At 63.1% G+C, this 23977-nt stretch carries 26 protein-coding genes and 1 pseudogene; 16 read left to right on the top strand and 11 right to left on the bottom strand.

What is annotated here, in order from left to right; all coding sequences use genetic code 11:
• Positions 1-4: 4 nt before the first annotated feature.
• The 9 genes from KVP10_RS05885 to clsB all read left to right on the top strand — a co-directional run bounded on the left by KVP10_RS05885 (position 5) and on the right by clsB (position 10839).
• Positions 5-1834, top strand: coding sequence for an FAD-dependent monooxygenase (locus KVP10_RS05885; RefSeq protein ID WP_217963575.1), 1830 nt, complete (start codon positions 5-7; stop codon positions 1832-1834).
• Complete coding sequence (locus tag KVP10_RS05890) at positions 1831-2811, top strand: Bug family tripartite tricarboxylate transporter substrate binding protein (protein ID WP_217963576.1); 981 nt, start codon at positions 1831-1833, stop codon at positions 2809-2811. Before KVP10_RS05885 ends, KVP10_RS05890 begins: the two co-directional genes overlap by 4 nt.
• Before the next feature lie 139 nt (positions 2812-2950).
• A complete protein-coding gene (locus tag KVP10_RS05895) occupies positions 2951-3916 on the top strand; it encodes a LysR family transcriptional regulator (protein WP_217963577.1) in 966 nt (321 codons plus the stop codon).
• Between the two features lie 329 nt (positions 3917-4245).
• Positions 4246-4629 (top strand): FmdB family zinc ribbon protein, encoded by a 384-nt coding sequence (locus KVP10_RS05900; RefSeq protein ID WP_217963578.1) that lies wholly within the window; start codon positions 4246-4248, stop codon positions 4627-4629.
• Between the two features lie 7 nt (positions 4630-4636).
• Entirely contained in the window at positions 4637-5311 is a 675-nt protein-coding gene (locus KVP10_RS05905) for a DUF502 domain-containing protein (protein WP_217963579.1), read from the top strand.
• Positions 5312-5342: 31 nt separating this feature from the next.
• Complete coding sequence (gene aspS / locus KVP10_RS05910; protein WP_217963580.1) at positions 5343-7142, top strand: aspartate--tRNA ligase; 1800 nt, start codon at positions 5343-5345, stop codon at positions 7140-7142.
• Positions 7143-7723: 581 nt separating this feature from the next.
• Entirely contained in the window at positions 7724-8638 is a 915-nt protein-coding gene (locus KVP10_RS05915; protein ID WP_217963581.1) for an endonuclease/exonuclease/phosphatase family protein, read from the top strand.
• Between the two features lie 101 nt (positions 8639-8739).
• On the top strand, positions 8740-9606 hold the full coding sequence (locus KVP10_RS05920) for an alpha/beta hydrolase (protein ID WP_217963582.1): 867 nt from the start codon (positions 8740-8742) through the stop codon (positions 9604-9606).
• Between the two features lie 6 nt (positions 9607-9612).
• Positions 9613-10839, top strand: a complete 1227-nt coding sequence (clsB, locus tag KVP10_RS05925) for a cardiolipin synthase ClsB (RefSeq protein WP_217963583.1) — start codon at positions 9613-9615, stop codon at positions 10837-10839.
• A gap of 38 nt (positions 10840-10877) precedes the next feature.
• On the opposite strand, the gene KVP10_RS05930 is transcribed toward clsB, so the two are convergent.
• The gene (locus KVP10_RS05930) at positions 10878-11852 is read right to left on the bottom strand and encodes an SMP-30/gluconolactonase/LRE family protein (protein ID WP_217963584.1); all 975 of its coding nucleotides are present in this window, start codon (positions 11850-11852) and stop codon (positions 10878-10880) included.
• Between the two features lie 58 nt (positions 11853-11910).
• A complete protein-coding gene (locus KVP10_RS05935) occupies positions 11911-12600 on the bottom strand; it encodes a PAS domain S-box protein (protein ID WP_246600348.1) in 690 nt (229 codons plus the stop codon).
• Positions 12601-12937: 337 nt separating this feature from the next.
• Here KVP10_RS05935 and KVP10_RS05940 point away from each other — a divergent pair, with 337 nt between their 5' ends.
• Complete coding sequence (locus KVP10_RS05940) at positions 12938-13768, top strand: class II glutamine amidotransferase (protein WP_217963585.1); 831 nt, start codon at positions 12938-12940, stop codon at positions 13766-13768.
• Between the two features lie 51 nt (positions 13769-13819).
• On the opposite strand, the gene KVP10_RS05945 is transcribed toward KVP10_RS05940, so the two are convergent.
• The 3 genes from KVP10_RS05945 to KVP10_RS05955 all read right to left on the bottom strand — a co-directional run bounded on the left by KVP10_RS05945 (position 13820) and on the right by KVP10_RS05955 (position 15818).
• Positions 13820-14254 carry a hypothetical protein gene (locus KVP10_RS05945; RefSeq protein WP_217963586.1) on the bottom strand — a complete coding sequence of 145 codons (435 nt, stop codon included), beginning with the start codon at positions 14252-14254 and terminating at the stop codon, positions 13820-13822.
• Between the two features lie 131 nt (positions 14255-14385).
• Entirely contained in the window at positions 14386-14916 is a 531-nt protein-coding gene (locus KVP10_RS05950; protein WP_217963587.1) for a hypothetical protein, read from the bottom strand.
• An 8-nt stretch (positions 14917-14924) separates the two neighbouring features.
• Positions 14925-15818, bottom strand: coding sequence for a TIGR04255 family protein (locus tag KVP10_RS05955; protein ID WP_217963588.1), 894 nt, complete (start codon positions 15816-15818; stop codon positions 14925-14927).
• A 292-nt stretch (positions 15819-16110) separates the two neighbouring features.
• On the opposite strand from KVP10_RS05955, the gene KVP10_RS05960 reads away from it, so the two are divergent.
• Together KVP10_RS05960 and KVP10_RS05965 are read left to right on the top strand one after the other, a co-directional pair.
• Positions 16111-18591 (top strand): 3-hydroxyacyl-CoA dehydrogenase/enoyl-CoA hydratase family protein, encoded by a 2481-nt coding sequence (locus KVP10_RS05960; protein ID WP_217963589.1) that lies wholly within the window; start codon positions 16111-16113, stop codon positions 18589-18591.
• A gap of 16 nt (positions 18592-18607) precedes the next feature.
• Positions 18608-19804 (top strand): acetyl-CoA C-acyltransferase, encoded by a 1197-nt coding sequence (locus KVP10_RS05965; protein WP_217963590.1) that lies wholly within the window; start codon positions 18608-18610, stop codon positions 19802-19804.
• Between the two features lie 34 nt (positions 19805-19838).
• On the opposite strand, the gene KVP10_RS05970 is transcribed toward KVP10_RS05965, so the two are convergent.
• Together KVP10_RS05970 and KVP10_RS05975 are read right to left on the bottom strand one after the other, a co-directional pair.
• Complete coding sequence (locus KVP10_RS05970; protein ID WP_217963591.1) at positions 19839-20186, bottom strand: BrnA antitoxin family protein; 348 nt, start codon at positions 20184-20186, stop codon at positions 19839-19841.
• A gap of 1 nt (position 20187) precedes the next feature.
• Positions 20188-20490: a BrnT family toxin gene (locus KVP10_RS05975; RefSeq protein WP_217963592.1), complete on the bottom strand. Its 303-nt coding sequence runs from the start codon at positions 20488-20490 to the stop codon at positions 20188-20190.
• A 611-nt stretch (positions 20491-21101) separates the two neighbouring features.
• Here KVP10_RS05975 and KVP10_RS05980 point away from each other — a divergent pair.
• The 3 genes from KVP10_RS05980 to KVP10_RS05990 all read left to right on the top strand — a co-directional run bounded on the left by KVP10_RS05980 (position 21102) and on the right by KVP10_RS05990 (position 22149).
• On the top strand, positions 21102-21506 hold the full coding sequence (locus KVP10_RS05980) for a MarR family winged helix-turn-helix transcriptional regulator (protein WP_343218695.1): 405 nt from the start codon (positions 21102-21104) through the stop codon (positions 21504-21506).
• A gap of 111 nt (positions 21507-21617) precedes the next feature.
• The gene (locus KVP10_RS05985) at positions 21618-21896 is read left to right on the top strand and encodes a BrnT family toxin (protein WP_217963811.1); all 279 of its coding nucleotides are present in this window, start codon (positions 21618-21620) and stop codon (positions 21894-21896) included.
• Positions 21874-22149 carry a BrnA antitoxin family protein gene (locus tag KVP10_RS05990; RefSeq protein WP_217963593.1) on the top strand — a complete coding sequence of 92 codons (276 nt, stop codon included), beginning with the start codon at positions 21874-21876 and terminating at the stop codon, positions 22147-22149. The genes KVP10_RS05985 and KVP10_RS05990 overlap by 23 nt, the downstream gene beginning before the upstream one ends.
• Before the next feature lie 20 nt (positions 22150-22169).
• On the opposite strand, the gene KVP10_RS05995 is transcribed toward KVP10_RS05990, so the two are convergent.
• From KVP10_RS05995 to KVP10_RS06010, 4 genes are all read right to left on the bottom strand, one after another.
• A complete protein-coding gene (locus KVP10_RS05995) occupies positions 22170-22505 on the bottom strand; it encodes a type II toxin-antitoxin system HicB family antitoxin (RefSeq protein WP_217963594.1) in 336 nt (111 codons plus the stop codon).
• Positions 22502-22732: a type II toxin-antitoxin system HicA family toxin gene (locus KVP10_RS06000; protein WP_246600351.1), complete on the bottom strand. Its 231-nt coding sequence runs from the start codon at positions 22730-22732 to the stop codon at positions 22502-22504. The genes KVP10_RS05995 and KVP10_RS06000 overlap by 4 nt, the downstream gene beginning before the upstream one ends.
• A 195-nt stretch (positions 22733-22927) precedes the next feature.
• Entirely contained in the window at positions 22928-23149 is a 222-nt protein-coding gene (locus tag KVP10_RS21565) for a type II toxin-antitoxin system RelE/ParE family toxin (RefSeq protein WP_217963813.1), read from the bottom strand.
• The gene (locus KVP10_RS06010) at positions 23125-23406 is read right to left on the bottom strand and encodes a ribbon-helix-helix domain-containing protein (protein ID WP_217963596.1); all 282 of its coding nucleotides are present in this window, start codon (positions 23404-23406) and stop codon (positions 23125-23127) included. Before KVP10_RS06010 ends, KVP10_RS21565 begins: the two co-directional genes overlap by 25 nt.
• A gap of 174 nt (positions 23407-23580) precedes the next feature.
• Between KVP10_RS06010 and KVP10_RS06015 the strand changes: the two are divergent.
• Positions 23581-23964, top strand: a pseudogene (locus KVP10_RS06015) (GDP-mannose 4,6-dehydratase); the annotation flags it as partial.
• Positions 23965-23977 lie beyond the last annotated feature (13 nt).

Genomic DNA, 23977 nt, shown 5'->3' on the forward strand with positions numbered 1-23977 from the left:
AACTATGCAACACGACAATGAATTCTCGGCCGACGTCATCGTCGTCGGCGGTGGACCTGTAGGCCTTGCGTTGGCAGGAGACCTGGGTTGGCGGGGCATATCATGCATCTTGCTGGAGCAGGGCGACGGCAGCATCGTGCAGCCCAAGATGGATGGCGTGAATGTGCGGACGATGGAATTTTGCCGGCGCTGGGGTATCGTCGACCAGGTATACAACTGCGGCTATCCCCAAGAGTATCCGCAGGACATGGTGTATCTGACGTCCTTCTCGGGCTATGAACTGGGTCGTGAAGAGTTCGCCACCCCGTCCGGCGGCAGCGAGGAATCGCGTCCCGGCGTCAGTCCCGAATTGCGCTTTCGCTGCCCGCAAAACTTGTTCGACCCGATCTTGCGCAATTTCGCGCAAGGCCAGGCGCCTGTCAGCCTGCGCTATTGCACCCGGCTCGCGGCATTCGAACAGGACGATGCCGCGGTCGTGGCAACTGTGCAGGCCGCCGACGGGCAGCCGCAGCCCTTGCGCGCACGCTACCTGGTGGGCTGCGACGGCGCTGCCAGCAGTGTACGCAAGGGGCTGGGCATTTCGATGTCCGGCCTGGGCACGCTTACCTACACCACCAACGTATTGTTTCGCTGCCCGACGCTGCGCGAGAACACCCACATACGCCTGGGCTACCGGTACTTATTCGTGGGGCCCGAGGGTACGTGGGCTACCGTGGTGGCCATCGACGGCCGGGATACCTGGCGCCTGTCCCTGATCGGCGGCAAAGAGCGCACGGAACACGGCGACGCCGAAGTGCGCGCCGCCATCGAGCGCGTATTGGGCAAGCCTATGCCCTATACGATACTTTCCATCGTCCCCTGGGTGCGCCGCGAACTCGTGGCCGATACCTATCGGCGTGGCCGAGTCTTCGTCGCCGGCGATGCCGCGCACATGACCTCGCCCACTGGCGGGTTCGGTATGAATATGGGCATTGCCGATGCCGTGGATCTATCGTGGAAGCTGGAGGCGGCGTTGCGCGGCTGGGCGGGCGACGCACTGCTCGATACCTATGAAATCGAACGTCGCCCCGTGGCGCAGCGCGCCGTGCGCGAGGCCAGCGGTAACCTGCTGCGCACGCTCTCGCCCGGCGCCAATCCGCGGCTGCTGGAGGCCAGTTTCGAGGGTGCCCTGCTGCGCTACAAGGTGGGCAAGCATTTCTCGGCGACCATGCTGCGCGAATGGTACAAGCTGGGCATAGACCTGGGCTATGTCTATTCAGGTTCGCCCGCCGTAGTGCCCGATGACGAGCCGCCCTCGCCCGTCCAGGGCCCGCGCTCCCACGGCTTGCCACCGGACGGCTGCCTCGGCGATGGAACCCGCGTGACGCCTGCGCTGTTGCGCGAATGGCAACGTCTCAGCATGCATTTGTCGCTGGGCACTCCCATTGAAGCCTCGTGGCAGGAACTGCCTGCACGCGAGGTCATGCTGTACCGCCAAACCACTACGCCGGGCGCGCGCGCGCCGCATGTATGGCTGGCCGATGGCGCCAGCACTCTGGATTGGTTCGGCAGGGGCTTCGTACTGGTGGCCGATACGGACGCCGATACGGATGCCTTCGAAAGCGTGGCGGCCGCCTTGCGCACGCCATTGTCTGTACAGCGTTGCGCCGATACGGCAGTGCGCGCCGCCTATGTGGCCCCGCTGGTTCTGGTGCGGCCCGATGGGCATGTGGCCTGGCGCGGCAAGCACGCCACTGCTAATACCGCAAGCCGTGTTCTCGAGCAGATCCTTGCTCAATCGAGGTCCGGGCCGATTTGCGATAACACTCGTCCTTTAGAGGAAAATTCCTTATGAAACTGTCCGCCCTTTGTGCTCTGGCGGCCTCCCTGCTGTTGATTGCGCCGCCGGCGACTCATGCAGAGGCCACGTATCCCTCCAAGCCCATACGCCTGGTGGTAGGCTATTCGCCGGGCGGTCCCAGCGACATTCTTGCGCGCCAGCTTGCGCCGGCCCTCGGGAAGGCCCTCGGTACGGCCATCATCGTCGAGAACAAGCCCGGCGCCAATGCCGACATCGGCGGCGCCTACGTGGCGCATGCCGATCCCGATGGCTATACGCTGCTGCTGGGCGACCTGACCTTGGCCACTAATCCCAGCCTGATGCGCAGCATGCCGTTCAAGCCGCGAACCGATTTGCGGGCGATTGCGCCGCTTGCCGTTGCGCCCCTGGCGTTGGTGGTGAATATGTCGGTGCCGGCCCACAACATGAAGGAACTGCTGGATTACGCACGCGCCAATCCCGACAAGCTTTCCGAAGGCACCGCCGGCCGCGGCAATCTTACGCATCTGGCTGGCGAGGTCTTGAAGAAGGCCGCCGGCGTGAAGATCGAGCAGGTGCCGTACAAGGGCTCCGGCCCGGCTCTTACCGACCTAGTTGGCGGCCATATTTCAATGGTGATCACCGGTGTCAGCAGCTCCAAGGGCTTCATCAAGAGCGGGCAGGTGCGGGCATTGGCGATTACCGGCACGCGGCGCTCGGCGTCCCTGCCAGATGTGCCGACATTTTCCGAGGCCACCGGCCTGCCGCTGCCGGAGCTGAACCTGGGCTCATGGTGGGGGCTGTTCGGCCCGGCCGGCTTGCCGGACGAGGTGGTAGCCAAGTTGAACGCCGCCACGCAAACCATTTTGCGCGATGCCCAGTTGCAGCAGCGCCTGCAAGGCCTGAATATCGAGGCCGATCCGGGCTCGGCTCAAGTAATGGCCGAGCGGCTGAATTCAGAGACCACGACTTGGGGTAAAGTGATCAAGGAAGCTGGCATCACACCGCAATAACGGCGTGGTTTGCAGTAAGCCGGCGGCGCCGGCGCCTAGCTGTGGTGTGTCGGGATAAGTCGCTCCTTTCTTGTGCCTGCCGCGTCCTGTGCCCGTGTGGCCCGGGTCGCTGCGGCATTGCGCCACAGGCCCTGGCACCATGATTTTCGAAGATCTCAACGCGTTTATTGTCGTCGCCCAGTTGCGCAGCTTTTCCGCCGCCGCCGCGCGGCTGCGTGTGGCGCAGTCGTCGCTGTCCAAGCGCGTGCAGCGGCTGGAGCATCATTTCGGCGTGCCGCTGCTCAAACGCCATGCGCGTGGGGCAATTCTCACCGAGTCGGGCGCTATCCTGCTGACGCGCGCTCAACGCCTCATTGACGAGCTGAAGGATGTGGAGCGCGATGTGCGCGGCGTGCTGCAGCAGGCCGCCGGGGTAGTGCGAATAGCGCTGCCGCCGGCCACCAGTCCGGTGCTGGCGCCATTGATCTTCGAGCAATGCCGCCTGCGCTATCCCTTGATCCGCCTGCAACTGCGTGAAAGCACCTCGGACACCATCCATAACTGGCTGTCCGAGGGTGAAATCGATATTGCCTTGCTGTACAACCCCGAGTACGGCGCCGACTTCGAGGTCCAGACACTCATCGTCGAGCCGTTGTTTGTGATCGCGCCTGCGCGCGATCCGATCAACGGCTTGCCGCTGGTGCATCCCGAAAACCACTCGCTGCGCGATCTGGCCAAGTTGCCGCTGGTCCTGCCTCGGCGTCCGCATAGCATTCGCGTGTTGGTAGAGCGCCTGTGCGCCGCCGATGGCACCCATCCCAACATACTGTTCGAGAGCGACAGCATTCGCTCGACCAAGGGTATTGTGGAGAAAGGCCTGGGCTGCACCATATTCAGCCGCACGTGGCTGGAAGACGACATTCGCGCGGGCAGGCTGTGCGCGATCCCGTTCTCGTCAGCCCTGTTGAATTGGAAGCTTTGCATTGCGCATGCCCGCCGCAAGGACGCATCGCTGGCGATCAACAGCGTCAAAATGCTCATAGAGGAGCATGTTTCCGCCTTGTTTGCCAACGGTTTCTGGCGGCTTGGAACATGGGTCGCCAACGACGTTCACGGCGCGTCGTGAACTCCTCGACCCCGTTGCGGCCCGTCTTGCGGGGCGCGGTGGCCGAATATCGGCGATCTGAAGCAAAAACAGCTAAAATTAAATGTTTTTCAGCACCCTGCCGCCTCCTGGCCTTTTCTTACATCCAAGAAACGCCAAAGAAACGTCAGGCCGGCGTGCCGACCGTTGCCTCTTTCGGGCAGGCCCGAGATCGCTACTTCCCCGCGGGCGCGCGCTTGCGGGGAAGTATTGTCGTTGCCGCGGGTTTCTCGCCTTGCCCGGCCTGTGCGCGGCGTGCCGCGACGGCCCGGCCGGCGGGTCGAGGTCGAATTTATTCGGGAATTGTTGTCGTGCCTATTTATGCATACAAGTGCAGCGCCTGCGGACACCAGCAGGACGTCCTGCAGAAACTGTCTGATCCGTTGTTGACGGTGTGCCCCGCCTGTGGGCAAAGCACTTATTCCAAGCAGGTGACGGCTGCCGGGTTCCAGCTCAAGGGCTCGGGCTGGTACGTGACCGACTTCCGCAACAACGGCTCCAAGCCCGGGTCCGACTCGGGCGGCAAGAGCCATTCCGGGCACGCCTCGGGAACCGACGGCGCCGCCGCGGCCGCCGACAAGCCGGCGTCTCCGGACACGGCGGCATCGGCGAACAAGCCGGCGTCGGCCGACAAGTCTGCCGCGCCCGCCGCAGCTCCTGCGGCGCCCGCCGCGCCGACCTCGTCGAGCACCTGAACCCTACATGCGTTTCTTCAAGCGATACTTCATCACCGGCCTGCTGATCTGGATCCCGCTGGTCATCACGGTCTGGGTCATTGCCCTGGTGATCCGCGCCATCGAAAGCTTCGTGCCGGCCTTCCTGTCGTCGCAGTCGCTGTTCGGCGTGCGCATCCCGGGCTTCGCCGTTGCGCTGGTGCTGGTGGTGGTGTTCCTCACCGGGCTGCTGGCCGCCAACTTCATCGGCCGGGCCTTTGTCGATCGCTGGGAACAACTGCTGGGGCGCATCCCGCTGGTGCGTTCCATCTACAACTCGGTCAAGCAGGTCAGCGACACCGTGCTGGCCCCCAACGGCCAGGCGTTTCGCGAGGCCGTGCTGGTGCAGTATCCGCGCCAGGGCGCCTGGACCATCGCGTTCCTGACCGGGGCGCCGAGCGGCGAGGTGGCCGACCGGCTGCCTGGCCAGTACGTCAGCGTCTACGTGCCCACCACGCCCAACCCGACTTCGGGCTTTTTCCTGATGATGCCGCGCCAGGACGTCCAGGTGCTGAACATGAGCGTGGACGCGGCGCTCAAGTACATCGTTTCCATGGGGGTGGTAGCGCCGCCCCCGACCGTCAAGGCCCTGGGGCATGCCGGCGCGCCTGCCGGCGCCGCGCCGAATGCGCGCGATACGGCCCCGCCCCGAGACCGGGCCTGATACCACGACTTTTCAAACGGAGTAATCCTTCATGCGTACCTGCTACACCGGTGAGGTGTCCCGACGCCATCTGGACCAGACGGTTTCCTTGTTCGGCTGGGTTCATCGCCGCCGCGACCATGGCGGCGTGATCTTCATCGATCTGCGCGACCGCGCCGGCCTGGCGCAGGTGGTGGTCGACCCCGACAATGTGCAGGCCTTCGAAATCGCCGAGAAGCTGCGCAACGAATTCTGCATCCGCATCAGCGGCCTGGTGCGCCTGCGCCCCGAAGGCACGGTCAATAGCGAACTGGCCTCGGGCGAAGTGGAAATCCTGTGCCGCGAGATCGAGATCCTGAATCCCTCGGTCACCCCGCCGTTCCAACTGGACGACGACAATCTGTCCGAGACCACGCGCCTGACGCATCGCGTGCTGGACCTGCGCCGCCCGATGATGCAGCACAACCTGATGCTGCGCTATCGCGTCGCGATGGAAGTGCGCAAGTACCTCGACCAGCTCGGCTTCATCGACATCGAAACGCCGATGCTCACCAAGAGCACGCCGGAAGGCGCACGCGATTACCTCGTGCCTTCGCGCGTCAATGCCGGCCAGTTCTACGCGCTGCCGCAATCGCCGCAGTTGTTCAAGCAGATGCTGATGGTGTCGGGCTTCGACCGCTACTACCAGATCACCAAGTGCTTCCGCGACGAAGACCTGCGCGCCGACCGCCAGCCCGAATTCACGCAGATCGATTGCGAGACTTCGTTCCTGAACGAGTCCGAGATACGCGAGATCTTCGAAGGCATGATCCGCCATGTGTTCGCCGTGGTGCAGCACGTCGACCTGCCGGCGCAGTTCCCCACCATGACTTGGGACGAGGCCATGCGCCGCTATGGCTCGGACAAGCCCGACCTGCGCGTCAAGCTGGAATTCACCGATATTTCCGACCTGATGCGCGACGTCGAGTTCAAGGTGTTTTCGGCGCCCGCCAACGACCCGGCCAGCCGGGTGGTGGCGCTGCGCGTGCCGGGCGGCGCGGCCATGCCGCGCAGCGAAATCGATGCCTACACCAAGTTCGTCGGCATCTACGGCGCCAAGGGCCTGGCCTACATCAAGGTCAACGATGCGGCTTCGATTCCCGACGGCCTGCAGTCGCCCATCGTCAAGAACATCCACGTCGATGCCTTGCGGCAACTGATCGAGCGCACCGGCGCCGCCAGCGGCGACCTGATCTTCTTCGGCGCCGACAAGGCCAAGGTGGTCAACGACGCCATGGGCGCGCTGCGCGTGAAGATCGGCCACAGCGACTTCGGCAAGCAGAACGGCCTGTTCGAACAGGGCTGGAAGCCCCTGTGGGTGATCGATTTCCCCATGTTCGAATACGACGAAGAAGAAGGGCGCTACTTCGCCGCGCACCATCCCTTCACCAGCCCCAAGGACGGCCACGAAGACTACCTCGAGTCCGATCCGGCCCGCGCCCTGGCCAAGGCCTACGACATGGTCCTGAACGGCTGGGAAGTCGGCGGCGGCTCGGTGCGTATCCATCGCGCCGAAGTGCAGAGCAAGGTGTTCCGCGCCCTGAACATCGACGCCGAAGAAGCGCGCAACAAGTTCGGCTTCCTGCTGGACGCCCTGCAGTACGGCGCGCCGCCGCACGGCGGGGTGGCCTTCGGCCTGGATCGCCTGGTCACCATGATGGCCGGCGCCGAGTCGATCCGCGACGTGATCGCCTTCCCCAAGACTCAGCGCGCCCAGTGCCTGCTGACCCAGGCGCCTTCGTTCGTCGACGAGAAGCAGTTGCGCGAGCTGCACATCCGCCTGCGCAACGTCGAGCCCAAGCCGGCCGCCTGAGGCGTCCCTTATACCCGCGGCCCCGCGCCGCGGGTGTCGGGTGGCCGCCGCCGGAATACGCCGGGGCGCTGCCCGGCTGCCGCGAATATGCTGCCGCGCGTCGGCGCATACTGCGTCCGCGAGTTTTTTGCTTCGATCTCGGCTTCGGCTCCCTCTTCGACCTCTCCTTCGATTTCGGCTCCGGCTCCGGCAAGCAGCCTCAGCCCGCGCATGGCCGCGTATCCGGCATTCCTGCCCTCCGCGCCTCTCTGCACTTGTGCGGCCACGCACCGCCCCCATGTATTGGCACATCAGGCCTCTTTCGGCGCGCGCACCCGCGCGGCCGGCCTGGCTGGCTCAGGGGCTTCAGGGGAACTATTCCCCTGCAATCGATCCAACCCCTTGATGTCTCCGTTTTGCGGGGGGCGCAGCGCGCCTCCAGTTTTTCCGATTTAAGGCATAAATATCGGAATTAACGGAAATTTCCATTAATTAATGGTTGTTTAACAGAAAATCCACACGCTTGGTGTTTTTACCCAGTCGCGGCGCGCCGCAAAAGAGGTACGATCCCAAACAGCGGGAACCAACTAAGAAGACGCTTCGTGTCCGTATTACGCATCGTCAGCTATAACATCCATAAGGGCCGTTCCGCCACGGGTAGCCGTGAAAGCCTGGCCGATCTGCGGCTGGGCCTCTATGGCCTGCGCCCCGACCTGCTGTTCCTGCAAGAAGTGCAGGGCCGCAACGAACGCCGCTCCAGTCTCGACGCCCAGCACGAATCGCTGGGCGCCGCGCTGCGCATGCAGGCCGCATACGGCTGCAACGCGGTGCGCCAGAACACCGACCACGGCAATGCGCTGCTGTCGCGCTTTCCCATACTCAGCCAGGAAAACCAGGACATCTCCGACCACAGGCTCGAGCAGCGCGGCCTGCTGCACGTCACGGTGCAGATCAACGGCACGCCGGTGCATTGCCTGGTGGTGCACCTGGGCCTGTTCGCGGGCAGCCGCTCGCGCCAGGTGGGCGCGCTGGTCGAGCGCATCAAGCGCCTGGTGCCCGACGACGAACCCATCCTGATTGCCGGCGATTTCAACGACTGGAACAACCGCCTGGCGCCGCTGTTCGTGCAGCAACTGGGGCTGTGCGAGGTATTTGCCGTGGCGCCCGAACGCGCCCCCAGCGGCCCCGTAGTCCCGCGCAACCCGGTGCGCCGCATCACCCGCAGCCTGCGCGGCCTGCATGGGGCGATGCAATTGCGCCGCTCCATCTACGAGCCCGTCGGGCTCTTCGCCCCGCACGAACCGGGCCGCATACAGCCCGCGCAAGAACTCGCCATGAACGGCGCGGCGCGCCTGAGCCTGCCGCCGCGTACCTTTCCCGCCGTATTCCCCTGGCTGCGCCTCGATCGCATCTACCAGCGCGGCTTCGCCGTGCATTACGCCCAAGTGCTGCAGGGCGCGCCCTGGAAGCAGATGTCCGACCACGCACCCTTGCTCGCCGAACTCGAGTTGCCCTGACCGCCGCCGGGCCGCCGGCGGCAGTTCTGGTATAACAGCAGAACCGCGCCGGGGCGGTGCAGCCGCCTGCCGTACGCGCGTATCAGAGCATAGGCGCAGACATGCATCCAGATCCAAATCCGCTCGGCTATACCCTTGAAGAATTCGACCGGCTCTACAACGCCCGCGCCTCGGTGCCGGACTGCATGCCGTTTCTCGAGGAATACGCCGACTACAGCGCGCAGGCCCGCGCACAAGTGCCGGGCAGCCTGGCCGTGCCCTACGGCAGCCACCCCGACGAGATCCTGGATATCTTCCCCGCGCCGGCCGCCGGCGCGCCGGTGTACTTCTTCATACACGGCGGCTATTGGCGCGCCCTGGCCAGCAGCGATTCGCAATTCATGGCGCCCGCGTTCCACGCGGCCGGCGCCACCGTGGTCGCGGTCAATTATTCCCTGGCGCCGCAGGCTTCGCTCGAACGCATCGTCGACCAGTGCCGGCGCGCGCTGGCCTGGGTGCATGCACATATCGCGCAATACAACGGCGACCCCGCCCGCATCCACGTCAGCGGCAGTTCCGCCGGCGGCCATCTGGCCGGCATGCTGCTGGCCGGCGGCTGGCACCAGGCCTATGGGGTGCCGGCCAGCGTGGTGCAAAGCGCCAGCCCCATCAGCGGCCTGTTCGACCTGCGGCCCCTGGTGGGCACGCATATCAATTCCTGGATCAACCTGGACGCGGATTCCGCGCGGCGCCTGAGCCCATCGGCCGCGCTGCCCGCCGCGGGCTGCCCGATACTGGTGGCCTGGGGCGAACACGAGACTTCCGAGTTCAAGCGCCAGAGCCTCGATTATCTGCAGGAATGGCGCGACCTGGGCTTTCCGGGTTCGGGGCTGGAAGTCGCCGGCGCCAATCACTTCAACATCCTGATGCAGTTGCGCGACCCCGATTCCGCGCTGGCCCGGGGCACCTTCGAGCTCATGGGGCTGTAGCCGGGCATGCCTTCGAAGCCGCGCCTGCATTGGTACGAAGGCAATCGCGTCGAACTCTTGCGCAACGGCGGCCAGTTCTTCCCCGCCTTGTGCGCGGCCATCGATGCCGCGCAAAGCACGGTGCACCTGGAAAGCTATATCTTCAATATCGACCGCACCGGCACGCGGGTCCTGGATCACTTGCAAGCCGCCTGCGCACGCGGCGTGAAGGTGCGTGTGGCGGTCGACGGCTTCGGCAGCCTGGCGCACGCGCAAGAGATCGGCGAAAGGCTGCTCGCGGCGGGCGCTCAATACCGCGTCTACCGGCCCGAGCCCCATGGCCTGAAACGCCTGGCACTGGATCCGCGGCGCTTGCGCAGGCTGCACCGCAAAGTGGCGGTGGTGGACGGCCGCGTCGCCTTCGTGGGCGGCATCAATATCATCGACGACTTCGAAGACGTGCCCGACGACGGCGAGGGCCCTCGGCCGCGCCTGGATTACGCCGTGCAGGTCGAAGGCCCGGTGGTGGCGGAAATCGTGGCCATGCAGAACAGTCTTTGGCTGCGCATGGGCTGGCGCAGGCACCGCAGCTGGGCCGATGTCGCGGCGCGCCTGGCCGACTGGCGCAAGCTGCGCATGCAGCGCCGCCTCGAGGCCGCCACCCGCTACGCGAGCGGCGTGCGGGCCGCGCTGGCGCTGCGCGACAACGTGCTGCATCGCCAGACGATCGAACGCGTATATCTGCATGACATCGGCCAGGCCAGGCGCGAGGTCATCATCGCCAATGCGTATTTTTTCCCGGGCCGCCGGCTGCGCCATGCGCTGGAACGCGCCGCCGCGCGCGGCGTGCGCGTGCGCCTGCTGCTGCAGGGGCGCGCCGAATATCCCATGCAGTACCGCGCCGGCCGCTACCTGTACAGCAAGATCCTGGACGACGGCATCGAACTCTACGAATACCAGCCCAGCTACCTGCACGCCAAGGTCGCCGTCATCGACGACCAGGCGACGGTGGGTTCTTCCAACCTGGACCCCTTCAGCCTGCTGCTGGCGCGCGAGGCCAATATCTTCGTCGACGACCCAGGCTTCACCAGCAGATTGCAGGAACAACTGGCCGCGGTCATGCGCGACGACGCGCGGCGGGTCACCAGCGCCAGCCTGCAGCGCCGCGCATGGCTGGGGCGCTGCATCGACGCAATATCGTACTTGCTGATCCGCATCGGCGTGACGCTGACGGGCCGTTCGGCGATGTATTGAGGCCGGGGCGACCCGAAGCCCTGCGCGCGCCCGGCCGTTCAGCGCTGACGGCCGCGTCCCCAGGCCGCGCCCTGCGTGTTCACATACAGGGAATAAAGACTGCGGCTCGATGCCATGAACAGCCGGTTGCCGTGCAGCCCGCCGAAGCACAGATTGGCGCAGCGCTCGGGCAAGTCGATGTGGCCTAGCGCCGTGCCGTCCGGGGCGAACACGCGCACACCGTCCAGGCCCGCGCTGCCCATGCCCCAGCCGCACCAGAGGTTGCCCGCGACGTCGACGCGGAAACCGTCGGCCGTGCCGGGGCCGCAGTCGATCAGCGTGCTGCCCGAGTGCAACTGGTTGTGCCCATCCACCTGGTAAACGCGGATGCGGCGCGGCGCCGCGCGCGATTCCACCACGTACAGCAGCGACTCGTCCGGCGAGAAAGCCAGGCCGTTGGGGCCCACGGCATCGTCGGCCACCATGGCGATCTCGAGCGAGTCAGGGTCGACGCGGTAGACGCAGGCGGGCAGCTCTTGCGGCGCGGCGTTGCCTTCGTACCAGCCCGCGATGCCGAAGGGCGGATCGGTAAACCAGATCGAACCGTCGGACTTGACCACCACGTCGTTGGGCGAATTCAGGCGCTTGCCCTGGAAGGCGTCGGCGATCACCGTGATCGAGCCGTCGTATTCGGTGCGGGTCACGCGGCGCGTCAGGTGTTCGCAGGACACCAGCCGGCCCCGCTCGTCGCGCGTGTTGCCGTTGGCATTGTTCGACGGCTGGCGAAAAACACTGACCGCGCCGGTTTCTTCTTCCCACTTCAGTATGCGGTTATTGGGTATGTCGCTCCAGAGCAGGTAACGGCCGTCGCCGAACCATACCGGCCCTTCGGCCCAGCGCCCGCCCGTGTACAGGCGCTCGACCGCGGCGCTGGACAGCCGCAGCGATTCGAAGCGCGGATCCAGCGCGCGCACGGCCGGGTCGGGGTAGCGGCTGCCGGGCCGCCAGCCGTCTTCAGTGGTGTCTCGTGTCATGTGGGGGTGGATTTCCTGGTGGGCCTGATATGTCTTGCAGGCGTCTTGCAGGCCGGCTTCAGGCCTGCACTTCTACGTCTTCATAGAAGTGATAGCCTACACCGCGCAGCGTGGCAATGGGCAGGCGCAGGCCGCAGGCGTCTTCCACCTTGCGCCGCAGGCGGCGCATCTGCGTGTCCAGGCGACGCTGGTCATAGTCCAGGAAGTCGTGCCCCAGGGCCTCGACGATTTCCTGGCGGCTGACGGCCTGCCGCTTCGACACCAGCGTCGAAAGCACTACGTAATCCTGGCGCGACAGGAGTATGGGCGCGGAATCGGGCGGGATCAGGCACGGCGGCGAACTCGACAGGCGCCAGCGCGAAGACTGCCCCGGCAGCGTTGCCGCGGGTTCGCCCTGCTTGCTCTTGCGATCGGTGATGTCGCGCGCCACCGCGACGCGGATTTTCTTGTCCTTGTACCAGCGCGCCGACCACATCAGGTACACCACCCGGCCGTCCTTGCGCACATAGCGGTTCTCGAAATCGTATTGCAGCTTGCCCTTCATCAGGCGGCCGACCGCATTCAGCGTTTTCTTGCGATCGGGCGGGTAGACCAGGCTCAGCATCTGGCGCCCGACGAGTTCTTCGGGGGTGTAGCCGAATATCTGCTCGCATGCCCCCGTGATGGAAAGAAAAACACCTTCTTCATTGACGACACATACGGCATCCAACAGGAAATTCATCAAGTCGGGGTATGGCGGCTGTGGCATGGGCTTTTGTATCGGCGACGCCGGTCGCGGCAAGCTCGGGTGAACCTCCACCCGAAAGTTTTGAACCGGCGCATGCGCTTAGATTGGCTCAGTTTCGATTCTAACGAATTCTGGCAGCTTTCTTTGAATCCGGGCGCTGGCCGCTGCCACCGGCCCTGTTGCCAAAATACGTCGATTTCGGCCCATAAGTAGTTGATTGAAGGAAGTTTTCAGTGCTTGTGGGCCTGCTTGCCGGCCGTAGGTGTTTTCCCGTAATAAAATCAGGGTCAATCGGCGCATCGCGTAGCGCTCGGTGCCTACGCCCTTAATGACGCGCCGTTTCGTCCGTCTATTTGCCATGTGTCAGCTGTTGGGCATGAACTGTGCCACCCCTACCGACATAACCTTTTCTTTTACGGGGTTTGCGGCGCGGGGCGGGCGTACCGATCATCATGCCGACGGTTTCGGCGTCGCCTTCTTCGAAAACAAGGCCTGCCGCGTCTTCATCGACAACGCCCCCTGCTGCCAGTCGCCGGTGGCCGAGCTCATCAAGAACTACCCGATCAAGTCGCGCAACGTCATCGCGCATATACGCAAAGCCACCCAGGGCAGCACCGCGCTGGAAAACTGCCATCCCTTCATGCGCGAACTATGGGGCAGGCACTGGATCTTCGCCCACAACGGCGACCTGAAGGACTACCGCCCCAAGCTGGCCGGCCAGTATCGGCCTGTCGGATGCACCGACAGCGAAACCGCCTTCTGCCACGTCCTGCAGAGCCTGCGCAGCGCCTTCGGCAATGACGAACCGGGCGACGAAGAACTGTTCGCGGCCCTGGAAACGCTGACTGGGGAAATCACCCTGCACGGCGTGTTCAACTTCCTGATTTCCAACGGCAGCACCCTGTTTGCGCACTGTTCCACCAGCCTGTACTACATCGTGCGGCAATGGCCCTTCGCCAAGGCGCACCTGATCGACGCCGACATGACGGTGGACTTTTCCCGCACCAATCTCCAAGGCGACTGCGTGGCGGTCATCGCCACCAAGCCGCTGACCGACAACGAGGTCTGGACCCGTCTCGAGCCCGGCCAGTTGCTGGCCTTCGACAAAGGGCGGCTGGCCAGGCAGGCCAGGGTTCCCATCCCCGAAATCGTGCAGCGCAAGAACGCCGAGAACCTGGCTTGCGCCTGAGTGAGGGGCAGGCGCTGCTGGGTAGGTTTGTTTTGTTAGGAGATGGAGACTTTAGCGCTGGGCGGGTGGAGCAAGCAGAGCCTGGCTGAACTTGTCCCTGAGTCTCTTTCTTAGCAGCTTTCGCTCGGATTGTGATTTCGTTATTGTCTGGAATACGTCTACGTGCAGCGGATTCGTTGCCTTGGCAGTATCGTATATGGCAAAAGCTTTGTCGCCATCATCATATTGCAAGGCTCGAATATCTTTGCATAGCGCATTAACCACCCCCAAATATTGGCGAGGCTTGGCCAGGTTGTTTTGATTATGCGTAGCCACTTGTTCAAGTCCGCGTGCATGGATCGTGGCATCGGGTTGCGAAGTAGGGCTACGGTCGCAAGAAAGGCCCTTATCCTCGACATCGGAGAAGGCAGCGGCTTTGACCCGGCCATCTTCCTCGATATGGATAGGGGAGAAGATAAGGCGGAAAATGTGTTCAGTGTCTTCCACTCTGCCGGTAGAGTACGTGCTTACGGACTCCTGCTCGCAGCAGCCGTCGGGATGCCTGTCGCTGATTAGACCTGCCCGCTTATGCGAGTCGGGCCCCGTGGGCAAAGACTCGAAAAATTCCCGGCAGGACATTAATAGAATTGCGTGCGCAAGAAGTCAGCCAACTGGCTGGGAAGTGCTCCGCGCTCAACAGACAGGTCGTCCTCGTTTGTCGTCAAACCCGGTGAGTCGATGAAGTAATGAAACGTTCTATCGCCAGGAAACGACACCTCGGCATAATTGTTCCCGCTTTCCCAAAAAAGAGAAATTTCGCCGCTTCCTGCAAGCATGGGTCTGGGAATCGGTGCGCGAGCGTATAGCAAATTCAAGAATCGCCGTGCATCGATGATTGACTGTGGGCGCGCCGGTACGCCGCCGTAACCATCCCAGTCTTCGCTCAAGGATGCGTATTCGCCGAGTTTGCCCTCCAGCCGTACGCGGCCCAGCGCCAGCCCTTCATCTGAAGTAGCGGCAGTGACAGCCGACACGACCGCATCGTAGATGCCGTAAGACTGGGAGGGCTTTGGCACCGTGCGCTGGATGGTGGCCTGCCGCATCCAAGAAGGTAGCGCTGTAGCGTGGCCGATATGATTTGTGTCGTAGGCGTCTGCGATGGCTAACATTGCAAACCTCATGCTTGTGGGGGGCGATCGAAGTTGATTGCCGCCTTGACGTCGGTAGTGAGAATATCGCCGACGACGGACTTGTTCAACACATGTAGCGCGGCGAACGTTTTACCGATCACTCCGTTGGCTGCGAGCAATTGATCCGACGTTCCAGGTATCGGGCTAGCGAAAATACACCGATGAGCCGTAGTGATGTTGATTTTCATCTTGCCTGAGTCTTCTCCGACATCTACATTGACGTTCGTCAGGACGCGGCTCGGAGAAGGCGTATCAATATGCTCGAAGAATCCATGGTGGGAATGGCAGGGCCCATGGGCGCCAATGATGTTTCTTGGGATAAAGCGAGACTCTGGATTGAAAACGCCGTTAAGGGTGAATTGCGCTTTATTGCCCAAGGCTCCAAATTCGTCGGTGTATTGTAGGCCTACGGTACCAATCGCAGTCGCAGAAAGGATGTGAGGCAGAACAATCATGAAAAACTCTTGCGCACGTTCCCATACCCGTGCCCAGCGGCTGTATTCGCCACATACCACGACGAGCATGTTCGAGAGAATATTGACCGCCCAGCTTGGTTCGCCATTGGGCTTCAGGGAGTCGTACAAGAGCCCGTTCAAAGGTGGTTGTGGTGTCGGAATCTGCAACTGCGGCATACCAAAATTGATCACGACGCCACGTTGCTCAGTGTGCCGCGGTAGCTGCTCCAGCAATTTCGCATGAACTTCCCCTTGACGCAAAGATGTCAGCACTTCGGCCTGTAATGGCGTACTGAATTCGAACGCAAACGCCATGTTCTTTATGGCATGAGCGTCGGAATATGGTTTGACAGTTAGCGGCACGCAAACCCCTGCAATGAGATTTTGTCTACAAGACTGGCGAGACCCATCAAGCGGTCGATGCATATATATGCGCCTACGTTACCATGAATATGGTTACCGCTATTGCATGCATGCGCAGTAATGTCTCGCGTTGGCGCGGGGCGCGGCAAGGGCAGGGCGGCAATTGCCTTTTCCTATTCAAGCCATTGATTTAATTGAGATATGCGGCGATTTTGGATGGCCATGGGCTTGGCGTGGCGCCCCGGCTTCCCTTACAGTTTCGCCATTCAAAGCCCAGCGTATACTCTACGGAAAGCATTCCTTTCCCGGCCAGGGCCCGGCGTTTGCGCGGCCCTGGCGCTTTCCGGAGTCATCGATGGCCACACACCGATCGGTCGGCGAAGCCGGGGCTACCCCCGCAGTCTCGTCCTCTTCTTCCAGTGCCGTCCCGGCCGCGGGTTTGCTGCGATTGCGCAAGGTGGCGGTCTGCGGCGCCGGGGTGATGGGGGCGCAGATCGCCGCGCACTGCGTCAACGCCGGCGTGCCGGTGGTGCTGTTCGACCTGCCCGCCAAAGAAGGCGACAAGAACGGCATCGCCAACAAGGCCATCGCGCAACTGCGCAAGCTGAACCCCGCGCCCCTGGGCACGCCCGACCTGGCCGACCTGATCACCCCCGCCAACTACGAAGAACACCTGGGCCTGCTGGCCGGTTGCGACCTCGTCATCGAGGCGATCGCCGAGCGGCTCGACTGGAAGCGCGATCTCTACCAGCGGCTGGCGCCGGCCGTGGCGCCGCACGCGATATTGGCCAGCAACACCTCGGGCCTGTCGATCACCGCCTTGTCCGAAGTGCTGCCCGAGGCGCTGCGCCACCGGTTCTGCGGGGTGCACTTCTTCAATCCGCCGCGCTACATGCACCTGGTGGAACTGATCCCCACCGCCGCCACCGAACCGCGCCTGCTCGACGAACTCGAGACCTTCCTGGTCTCGCGCCTGGGCAAGGGCGTGGTGCGCGCCAAGGACACCCCCAACTTCATCGGCAACCGCATCGGGGTCTTCGGCATTCTTTCCGTGTTCGCGCAGGCGCAGAAGTTCGGCCTGCCTTTCGACCTGGTCGACGAGCTGACCGGCACGCGCCTGGGGCGCGCCAAGTCGGGCACCTTCCGCACCGCCGATGTGGTCGGCCTGGACACGCTGGAACACGTCATCCGCACCATGCGCGAAGGGCTGCCCGACGACCCCTTCCGCGCGCACTTCGAAGTGCCGCCCGTGCTGGCCGCGTTGGTGGCCAAGGGCGCGCTGGGACAGAAGACCGGCGCCGGTTTCTACCGCAAGCAGGGCAAGGCCATATTGCGCCTGGACCCGGCCACCGGCGAATACGTGCCGGCCGACTCCAAGATCGACGAAGGCGTCGCCGCGATCCTCGCCGAACGCGACCCCGCGGCGCGCCTGCAGGCCTTGCGCGTGTCCGAACATCCCCAGGCCCGCTTCGTCTGGGCGGTGCTGCGCGACAGCTTCCACTACAGCGCCGTGCACCTGGCCGAAATCGCCGATACCGCGCGCCAGGTGGACCAGGCCATGGCCTGGGGCTTCGGCCACGCGCGCGGGCCGTTCGAGATCTGGCAGGCGGCGGGCTGGCGCGAAGTGGCCGGCTGGGTCGCCGAAGACATCGCCGCGGGCCAGGCCCTGGCGGATGCGCCGCTGCCGTCCTGGGCCAGCACGGGCCCGGTGTGGGAAGCGCGCGGCGTGCAGACCGCCGAAGGGTCGTGGAACCCCCGGGCAAGGCGCTTCGAGCCGCGCAGCGCGCTGCCGGTGTACCGGCGCCAGGTCGGCGCCCCGCGCCTGGTGGGCGAGCCCGACGCCCTGGACGCGACCGTGGTCTTCGAGAACCAGGCGGTACGCTGCTGGACGCTGCCCGAGCCGCATCCGCAAGACGTGCTGGTGCTTTCGTTCAAGACCAAGATGCACACCATAGGCCCCGACGTGCTGCACGGGGTGATGCAGGCCGTAGACCTGGCCGAGGCCTCGTACGGGGCCCTGGTCATAGGCCAGCTCGACGACCCGTTTTCCGCCGGCGCCGACCTCAAGGCGATGCTGCCGGTGTTCGCCGCGGGCGGCCCCGCCGCGCTGGAACCCGTCGAACGGCAGATGCAGGAAGTATCCCTGCGCCTGCGCTACGCCCGCGTGCCGGTGGTCGCGGCGCTGGCCGGCATGGCGCTGGGCGGCGGCTGCGAACTGGCGGTGCACTGCGCGGCCCGGGTGGCCCATTTCGAAACCTATATCGGCCTGGTCGAGGCCGGCATAGGCCTGGTGCCCGGCGCCGGCGGCCTGACCTACTGCGCCCGCCGCGCGGCCGAACTGCGCGCCGACGGCGCGCCTGATGCGCCGCTGCTGGCCTTCCTGAAGCGCTACGCGCTGGCGGTGGCTTCGGCGCAAGTGTCGCGTTCCGCGCCGGACGCGCAGCACATAGGCTACCTGCTGCCTTCCGACACGGTAGTGATGAACCGCTACGAACTGCTATACGTCGCGGTGCGCCAGGCCCACGCCTTGGCGGAATCCGGCTGGCACCCGCCCTTGCCGCGGCCCTTCCCCGTCGCCGGCCGCGACGGCATCGCCACCCTGAAGGCGCAACTGCTCAACATGAAAGTGGGCGGCTATATATCAGACTACGACTTCCTGGTCGCCACGCAGGTCGCCCAAGTGCTGTGCGGCGGCGACGTCGACCCGGGCTCGCTGGTCGACGAGGCCTGGATCATGCACCTGGAACGCCGCGCCTTCCTGTCGCTGCTGGCCCAGCCCAAGACCCAGGAACGCATCACCGGCCTGCTCAAGACCGGCAAGCCCGTCAGGAACTGAGACTCGAGGAATCGCCATGAGCACCGTGCAACAAGCCTACATCGTCGCCGCCACCCGTACGCCGATCGGCAAGGCGCCGCGCGGCATGCTGTCGCACCAGCGCCCCGACGACCTGCTGGCGCGCACCATACGCGGCGTGCTGGCCCAAGTCCCCAGCCTGGACCCCAGCGCCATCGAAGACGCCATCGTGGGCTGCGCCATACCCGAAGGCCCGCAGGGCCTGAACGTGGCCCGTATCGGCGCCTTGCTGTCCGGCCTGCCGGTATCCGTGCCGGGCGTCACCGTCAACCGCTTCTGCGCTTCCGGCCTGACCGCCATCGCCATGGCCGCCGACCGCATCGCCGTGGGCGGCGCCGACGTACTGCTGGCCGGCGGCGTGGAATCCATGAGCCAGGTGCCCACCATGGGGGTCAGCACCAGCTTCAGCCCCGAAATCTTCGCGCGCGACGAAAACCTGGGCATCGCCTACGGCATGGGCCTGACCGCCGAACAAGTGGCCGAACAGTGGCACGTCTCGCGCGAAGACCAGGACGCCTTCGCGCTGCGCTCGCACCAGCGCGCGCTGGCGGCCCAGAAAGCCGGCGAATTCGCCGACGAAATGCTGCCCCTGGACATCGTCGACCGTCGCCCCGACCTCGCCAGCGGCGACGTCGTCGAAGTGCGCCGCCGCGTCGAACTCGACGAAGGCCCGCGGCCCGATACCAGCATGGAAGCCCTGGCGCGGCTCAAGCCCGCCTTCGCGGCGCGCGGCAGCGTCACCGCCGGCAACAGCTCGCAGATATCCGACGGCGCCGGGGCCCTGCTGCTGATGTCCGAACGCGGCCTGAAGACCCACGGCCTCACGCCGCTGGCGCGCTTCGTCACCTTCGCCGTGCGCGGCGTGCCGCCGGAAATCATGGGCATAGGCCCCAAAGAAGCCATACCCCGGGCCCTGAAGCACGCCGGCCTTGCGCTGGACCGGATCGGCTGGATCGAACTGAACGAAGCCTTTGCCGCCCAGTCGCTGGCCGTCATCCGCGACCTGGGCCTGAACCCGGACATCGTCAACCCCATGGGTGGCGCCATTGCGCTGGGCCATCCCCTGGGCGCCACCGGCGCCATCCGCGCCGCCACCGTCGTCCACGGCATCCGCCGGCGCAAGCTGGACTACGGCATGCTGACCATGTGCGTGGGTACCGGCATGGGCGCTGCAGGCATCTTCGAGCGGCTATAGGCGGGGGCAATAAGGGGCTGTTGGCCCAGGGTTCCTAGGCTGCTTTTTTGGGATGCGCGGCGGCTTCTGCTTCTTTTTCTTTTTGTGCCCGTTTTTGGCCGGCCGCAAGCTCGTGCATGATGCGGCGTGATTCTCCTTGCGCAAATCGCATCAGCGCCGCACGCATCAGCGGCTGATAGCCGATACCTTCAAGCGACGCGATGGCTTTGAAGTCTTCGATGACAGACTTCGGGAGCCTGATCGAAATCAATTGCATTGCCAGCGTGTCTTCGACTTCGCGCTGGATGTCCGGGCTGGCCAGCTTCGCATGTTCTTGGCTATTGCCAAGCGCGCCCGTTTCCCACGCGTCAACAGTGCCAGGAATCTTCTTGGCATTGCTCATTTCATTCTCCTTGCTGCTTTGCGGTCAGTTCCGTATATATACGTTTTGACTCGGAATCGGCATCGTATGCCGATTTGATGTAGATGTTTCTATCCCGGCACACGAAAATTACTTTCAGTTCGCGGCCCTTGTACGTTTGGCCAATGAACCAAAGAGTCGGAGGGTCTGTAAGATGGTCTTCCCTGGTGTCTTCCAGGTATTTTCCGTCATGGTTGAGGAAGCATTCGCGAATTTCGAGTTCCTGAACCTTGTGTTTTTCCTCTAGCTTTTTGCGGATTGCCGGAGAAATTACGAGCGGAATCATCACATCCCCCTATTGTATATACGATGCGTTGAAAAGCAAGCCGGCAGCGTGTCTGGCGCGGCGTTCTGATAGCTGTATATAAACACAGTATATAAACTGTGAGAAGGGCCTGAGGAACCCTTCAAGGTGCCCAGGTTTGACCTGGCGGGGGCGCTTGACGGGCGGCTGTGTTTTTAAATAGCGCCGAAAGTTTACGAACGAGCGAAATTTCGATGCTTCCACACAGATATCCGGTACGCTACAGTCTGCAAGACCCATCTAAGTCTGGCTGAAACCACCTGTAGTGGCCTTGCAAGATTTGCGATCTGGTATAGGTGGCGCAAGCAGCCAAATGTCTGCTGCCGGAATATACGGGCAGTATAAAAAGGGTATTCATCGTGGAGCATGAAGCGGATAGCGGTGAACAAAGTGGTGCGCCGATCTCGGTGCTTGTACAAGGACGAGGCGCCCAGGCTCGTGCCAAGCCCGGTGCAAGGGGCCGCGTGGAGCCCGGCGCAGCGAGCGATGCAACAACCAGTGCACTGGCCGTTGGCGCAAAAGCCACACTAGGCCAGAATGCAAACCCAGGCCGGGCGGCCGCCTATCCCGGGCACGCCGCCTTTCTGCCCTACGTGCTGAACCGCGCCACCTCGGCACTGAACGCCGACTTCCAACTGGTGCTGCGAGAACACGGCATGACCTTGCTGCACTGGCGCGTGCTGGCGTTCCTGCGCGATGCCGACGGCCTGGGCGTAAGCGCCCTGGCCAATATCACAGGCAGCGACCAGGCCACTCTGTCGCGCGCCCTGACCGTCATGGAAAAGGCCGGCTATATCGCCCGCCACCCCGACCCCATAGACCAGCGCGTGGCCGCCATCAGGCTGTGTCCCGCCGGCCGCAAGCAATTCGCCCGCGTCCTGCCTATCGCCCTGCAACTGCACCAGTGCGCCGTAGCTGGGCTGAGTCAGCAGGAGCAAGATACCTTGATAGGGTTGCTGAACCGCATACGCGCCAATGTGCTGACGCGGGAAGGGTAGCTGCTACCCAGCGCGGTGGGTGGGGCCAGACGCTGCGGCGCTGCGATACGTCCTGTGCCTATAGCAGGCAGTTCAGATTGATTCCATGTTTAATCGCATCTACAATCAAATATATGGAAATCGCATTTTGACCCCAAAAAGTCGGAGCTGAATGCGCAACGGCGTGGGCTTCCATTCCTGATGGCGGAAGAGTTCGATTTTGATTCTGCGCTATACCGTATCGATGATCGCCATGACTACGGCGAAACCCGCATCCGGGCCATAGGCATGATCGGCGCACGGCTGCATGTCATGGTGTATACCGAAACCGCTTATGGCATCAGAGTCATCAGTCTGCGCAAAGCCAACCTGCGTGAGGTTAAATATTATGAGCAAGCTGCCGCGCCCTGAATTGGTTGACGACGAAAATCCCGAATGGACCGAAGCCGACTTCAAGTCGGCTGTACGTATCGACGGGCTGCCTGCATCACTGCAGAAGAAGCTCAGGGGCCAGCGTGGGCCTCAGAAGGCTCCTGTCAAGGTGCAGACGGCAATTCGCTACGACGCCGACATCATCGAAGCTTTCAAGGCCGGCGGCCCCGGCTGGCAGACACGCATCAACAATGCACTGCGAGAATGGTTGCACGGCAGAGCAAAAGCTTGAAGATTGGCTTAATCGCGCTTTCAGGTGTGTATAGCCTGTTCTATCAGCATGCCTACCCATTGATTCAGGCTCTTTCCGCTGGCCTGGGCTGCCAGGGCGGCGGCTTCGTGGGTGTCGGGCGGCACGCGCAGAATGAATTTTCCTGAAAAGCGTTTATGCGGCTCGATGCCTTTTTCCTTGCACAAATCCATGAAGGTATCGAGTGAAATTCGAGCCTCGCGCTTGAGCCCGGCGATATCGGAGGCGTAGAAATCGGCGCTGCCGTTCAGCGTAACGAATTCACCTCGAAACATATTGAGTTCCGGGTCGAAGCTGATCACGGCCGGATGGCCGTTTATCGTCATAACATTGTTCACGGAGCGACCCCATTGCGTTCCAGCCATTTTCGGATGCTTGCGAGAGCCGCTTTGTCCAGGTTTGGCGTTGGATGAGGCCGATGCATCACGCGGATCTCGCCAAACAGCACAATACCGACACGCGAACCTTCTCTTTCTATGATCTCGGCACCGAGTTCTTGAAAGAGCACCAGTACGTCCGGCCACTTCAGCTTGGCTGTAGTGGGCCTGGAGTAAATCAATTCCAAGGTTCGCCGGTGACGGGTGCGCATAACGGCCCTTTACGCATGATACTAGAAATTAGTATCTAACGATACGATGGGGAATACATGAGAATCCATGGGACGCAGGGGCCCCCGATAGAAATTCCTCGTATCATCGCTGCGCGATTCAGGTCTGGATATTCGTAGCTTCCGAGGGGCACGCCATCATTCGCGGCATGGTCAGCGGTCAGACGCTGAGCCAGCAGGAGCAAGTAAACGCGGGGCGATCTGGGGGCGGGCAGGTTGCCCTTCTGGAAACGCCAATATCTTGCGACAAGTTTCTTGCACTTTCGAGATTAATCGGAAGGCGACCGCTTCCGATGCGTCTTGGGCAATGTATAGCCAGATTTCGGATAAATCTGCTTCGGCAGTTTCGGTCAGGAAGAGCGTGCGGCTAATAATTTTCTTCCTCGGTCGGCAATGCGCTCGACATCAAATTCCCGGACGCGGCCAGCGGCGACATCGTCCAAACCCTTATCGATGTCTTGTTTGAGCGCGGCCAATTCTTCCAGCCGCAGTTGCCGTTTAAAGGACCAGTCGCGCAAAGCCTCGCGGATAACCTCGCTGGCGGAAGCATATTCACCCGAGTCCACGGCGCGCTTCAGCGTTGCTGCCATCTCGGCAGGCATGGTTACGGTGAGTCGTTCGATTGTGGCCATGGAGTGCCCCACTGAGAATTCATACTTAATCATACTTTGTTCTCGCCATAGGAGGAAGGCTCTGCAGGGAATATGCGAGGATTGGCCGGAAAGGTATGAAAAGTTGAGACTCATCAGCACGTATCCACATCATCGCCGATGGGTTCAGATCTGGATATTCGTAGCTTCCGAGGGGCGCGTGACTGGGGTTATGCCAAAGAATATGTAGACGCCATGTGGCGCATGCTGCAAGCCGATCAACCCGACACCTATGTGGTGGCGACTCATCGCAGCGAGACTGTACGCCACTTCGCAGCCATGGCCTTCAAGGCTGCCGGCTACGATCTGGTGTTCGAAGGCAGTGCAGAACAAGAGATCGCCAGGGATGCCGCCACAGGCAAGACCCTGGTCCGTATCAACCCCAGGTTTTACCGCCCTGCCGAAGTCGGACTATTGATCGGCGACCCGGCCAAGGCCAGAGCGCGCCTGGGCTGGCAACCGTCCACCACTTTGGAAGATCTGTGCCAGATGATGGTGCGTGAAGATCTACGGCGCAACGAACAAGGCATTTCGTTCTGATGACATTGCCTCG

It is taken from the genome of Candidimonas humi (assembly GCF_019166065.1).
Classification (GTDB): domain Bacteria; phylum Pseudomonadota; class Gammaproteobacteria; order Burkholderiales; family Burkholderiaceae_B; genus Candidimonas; species Candidimonas humi.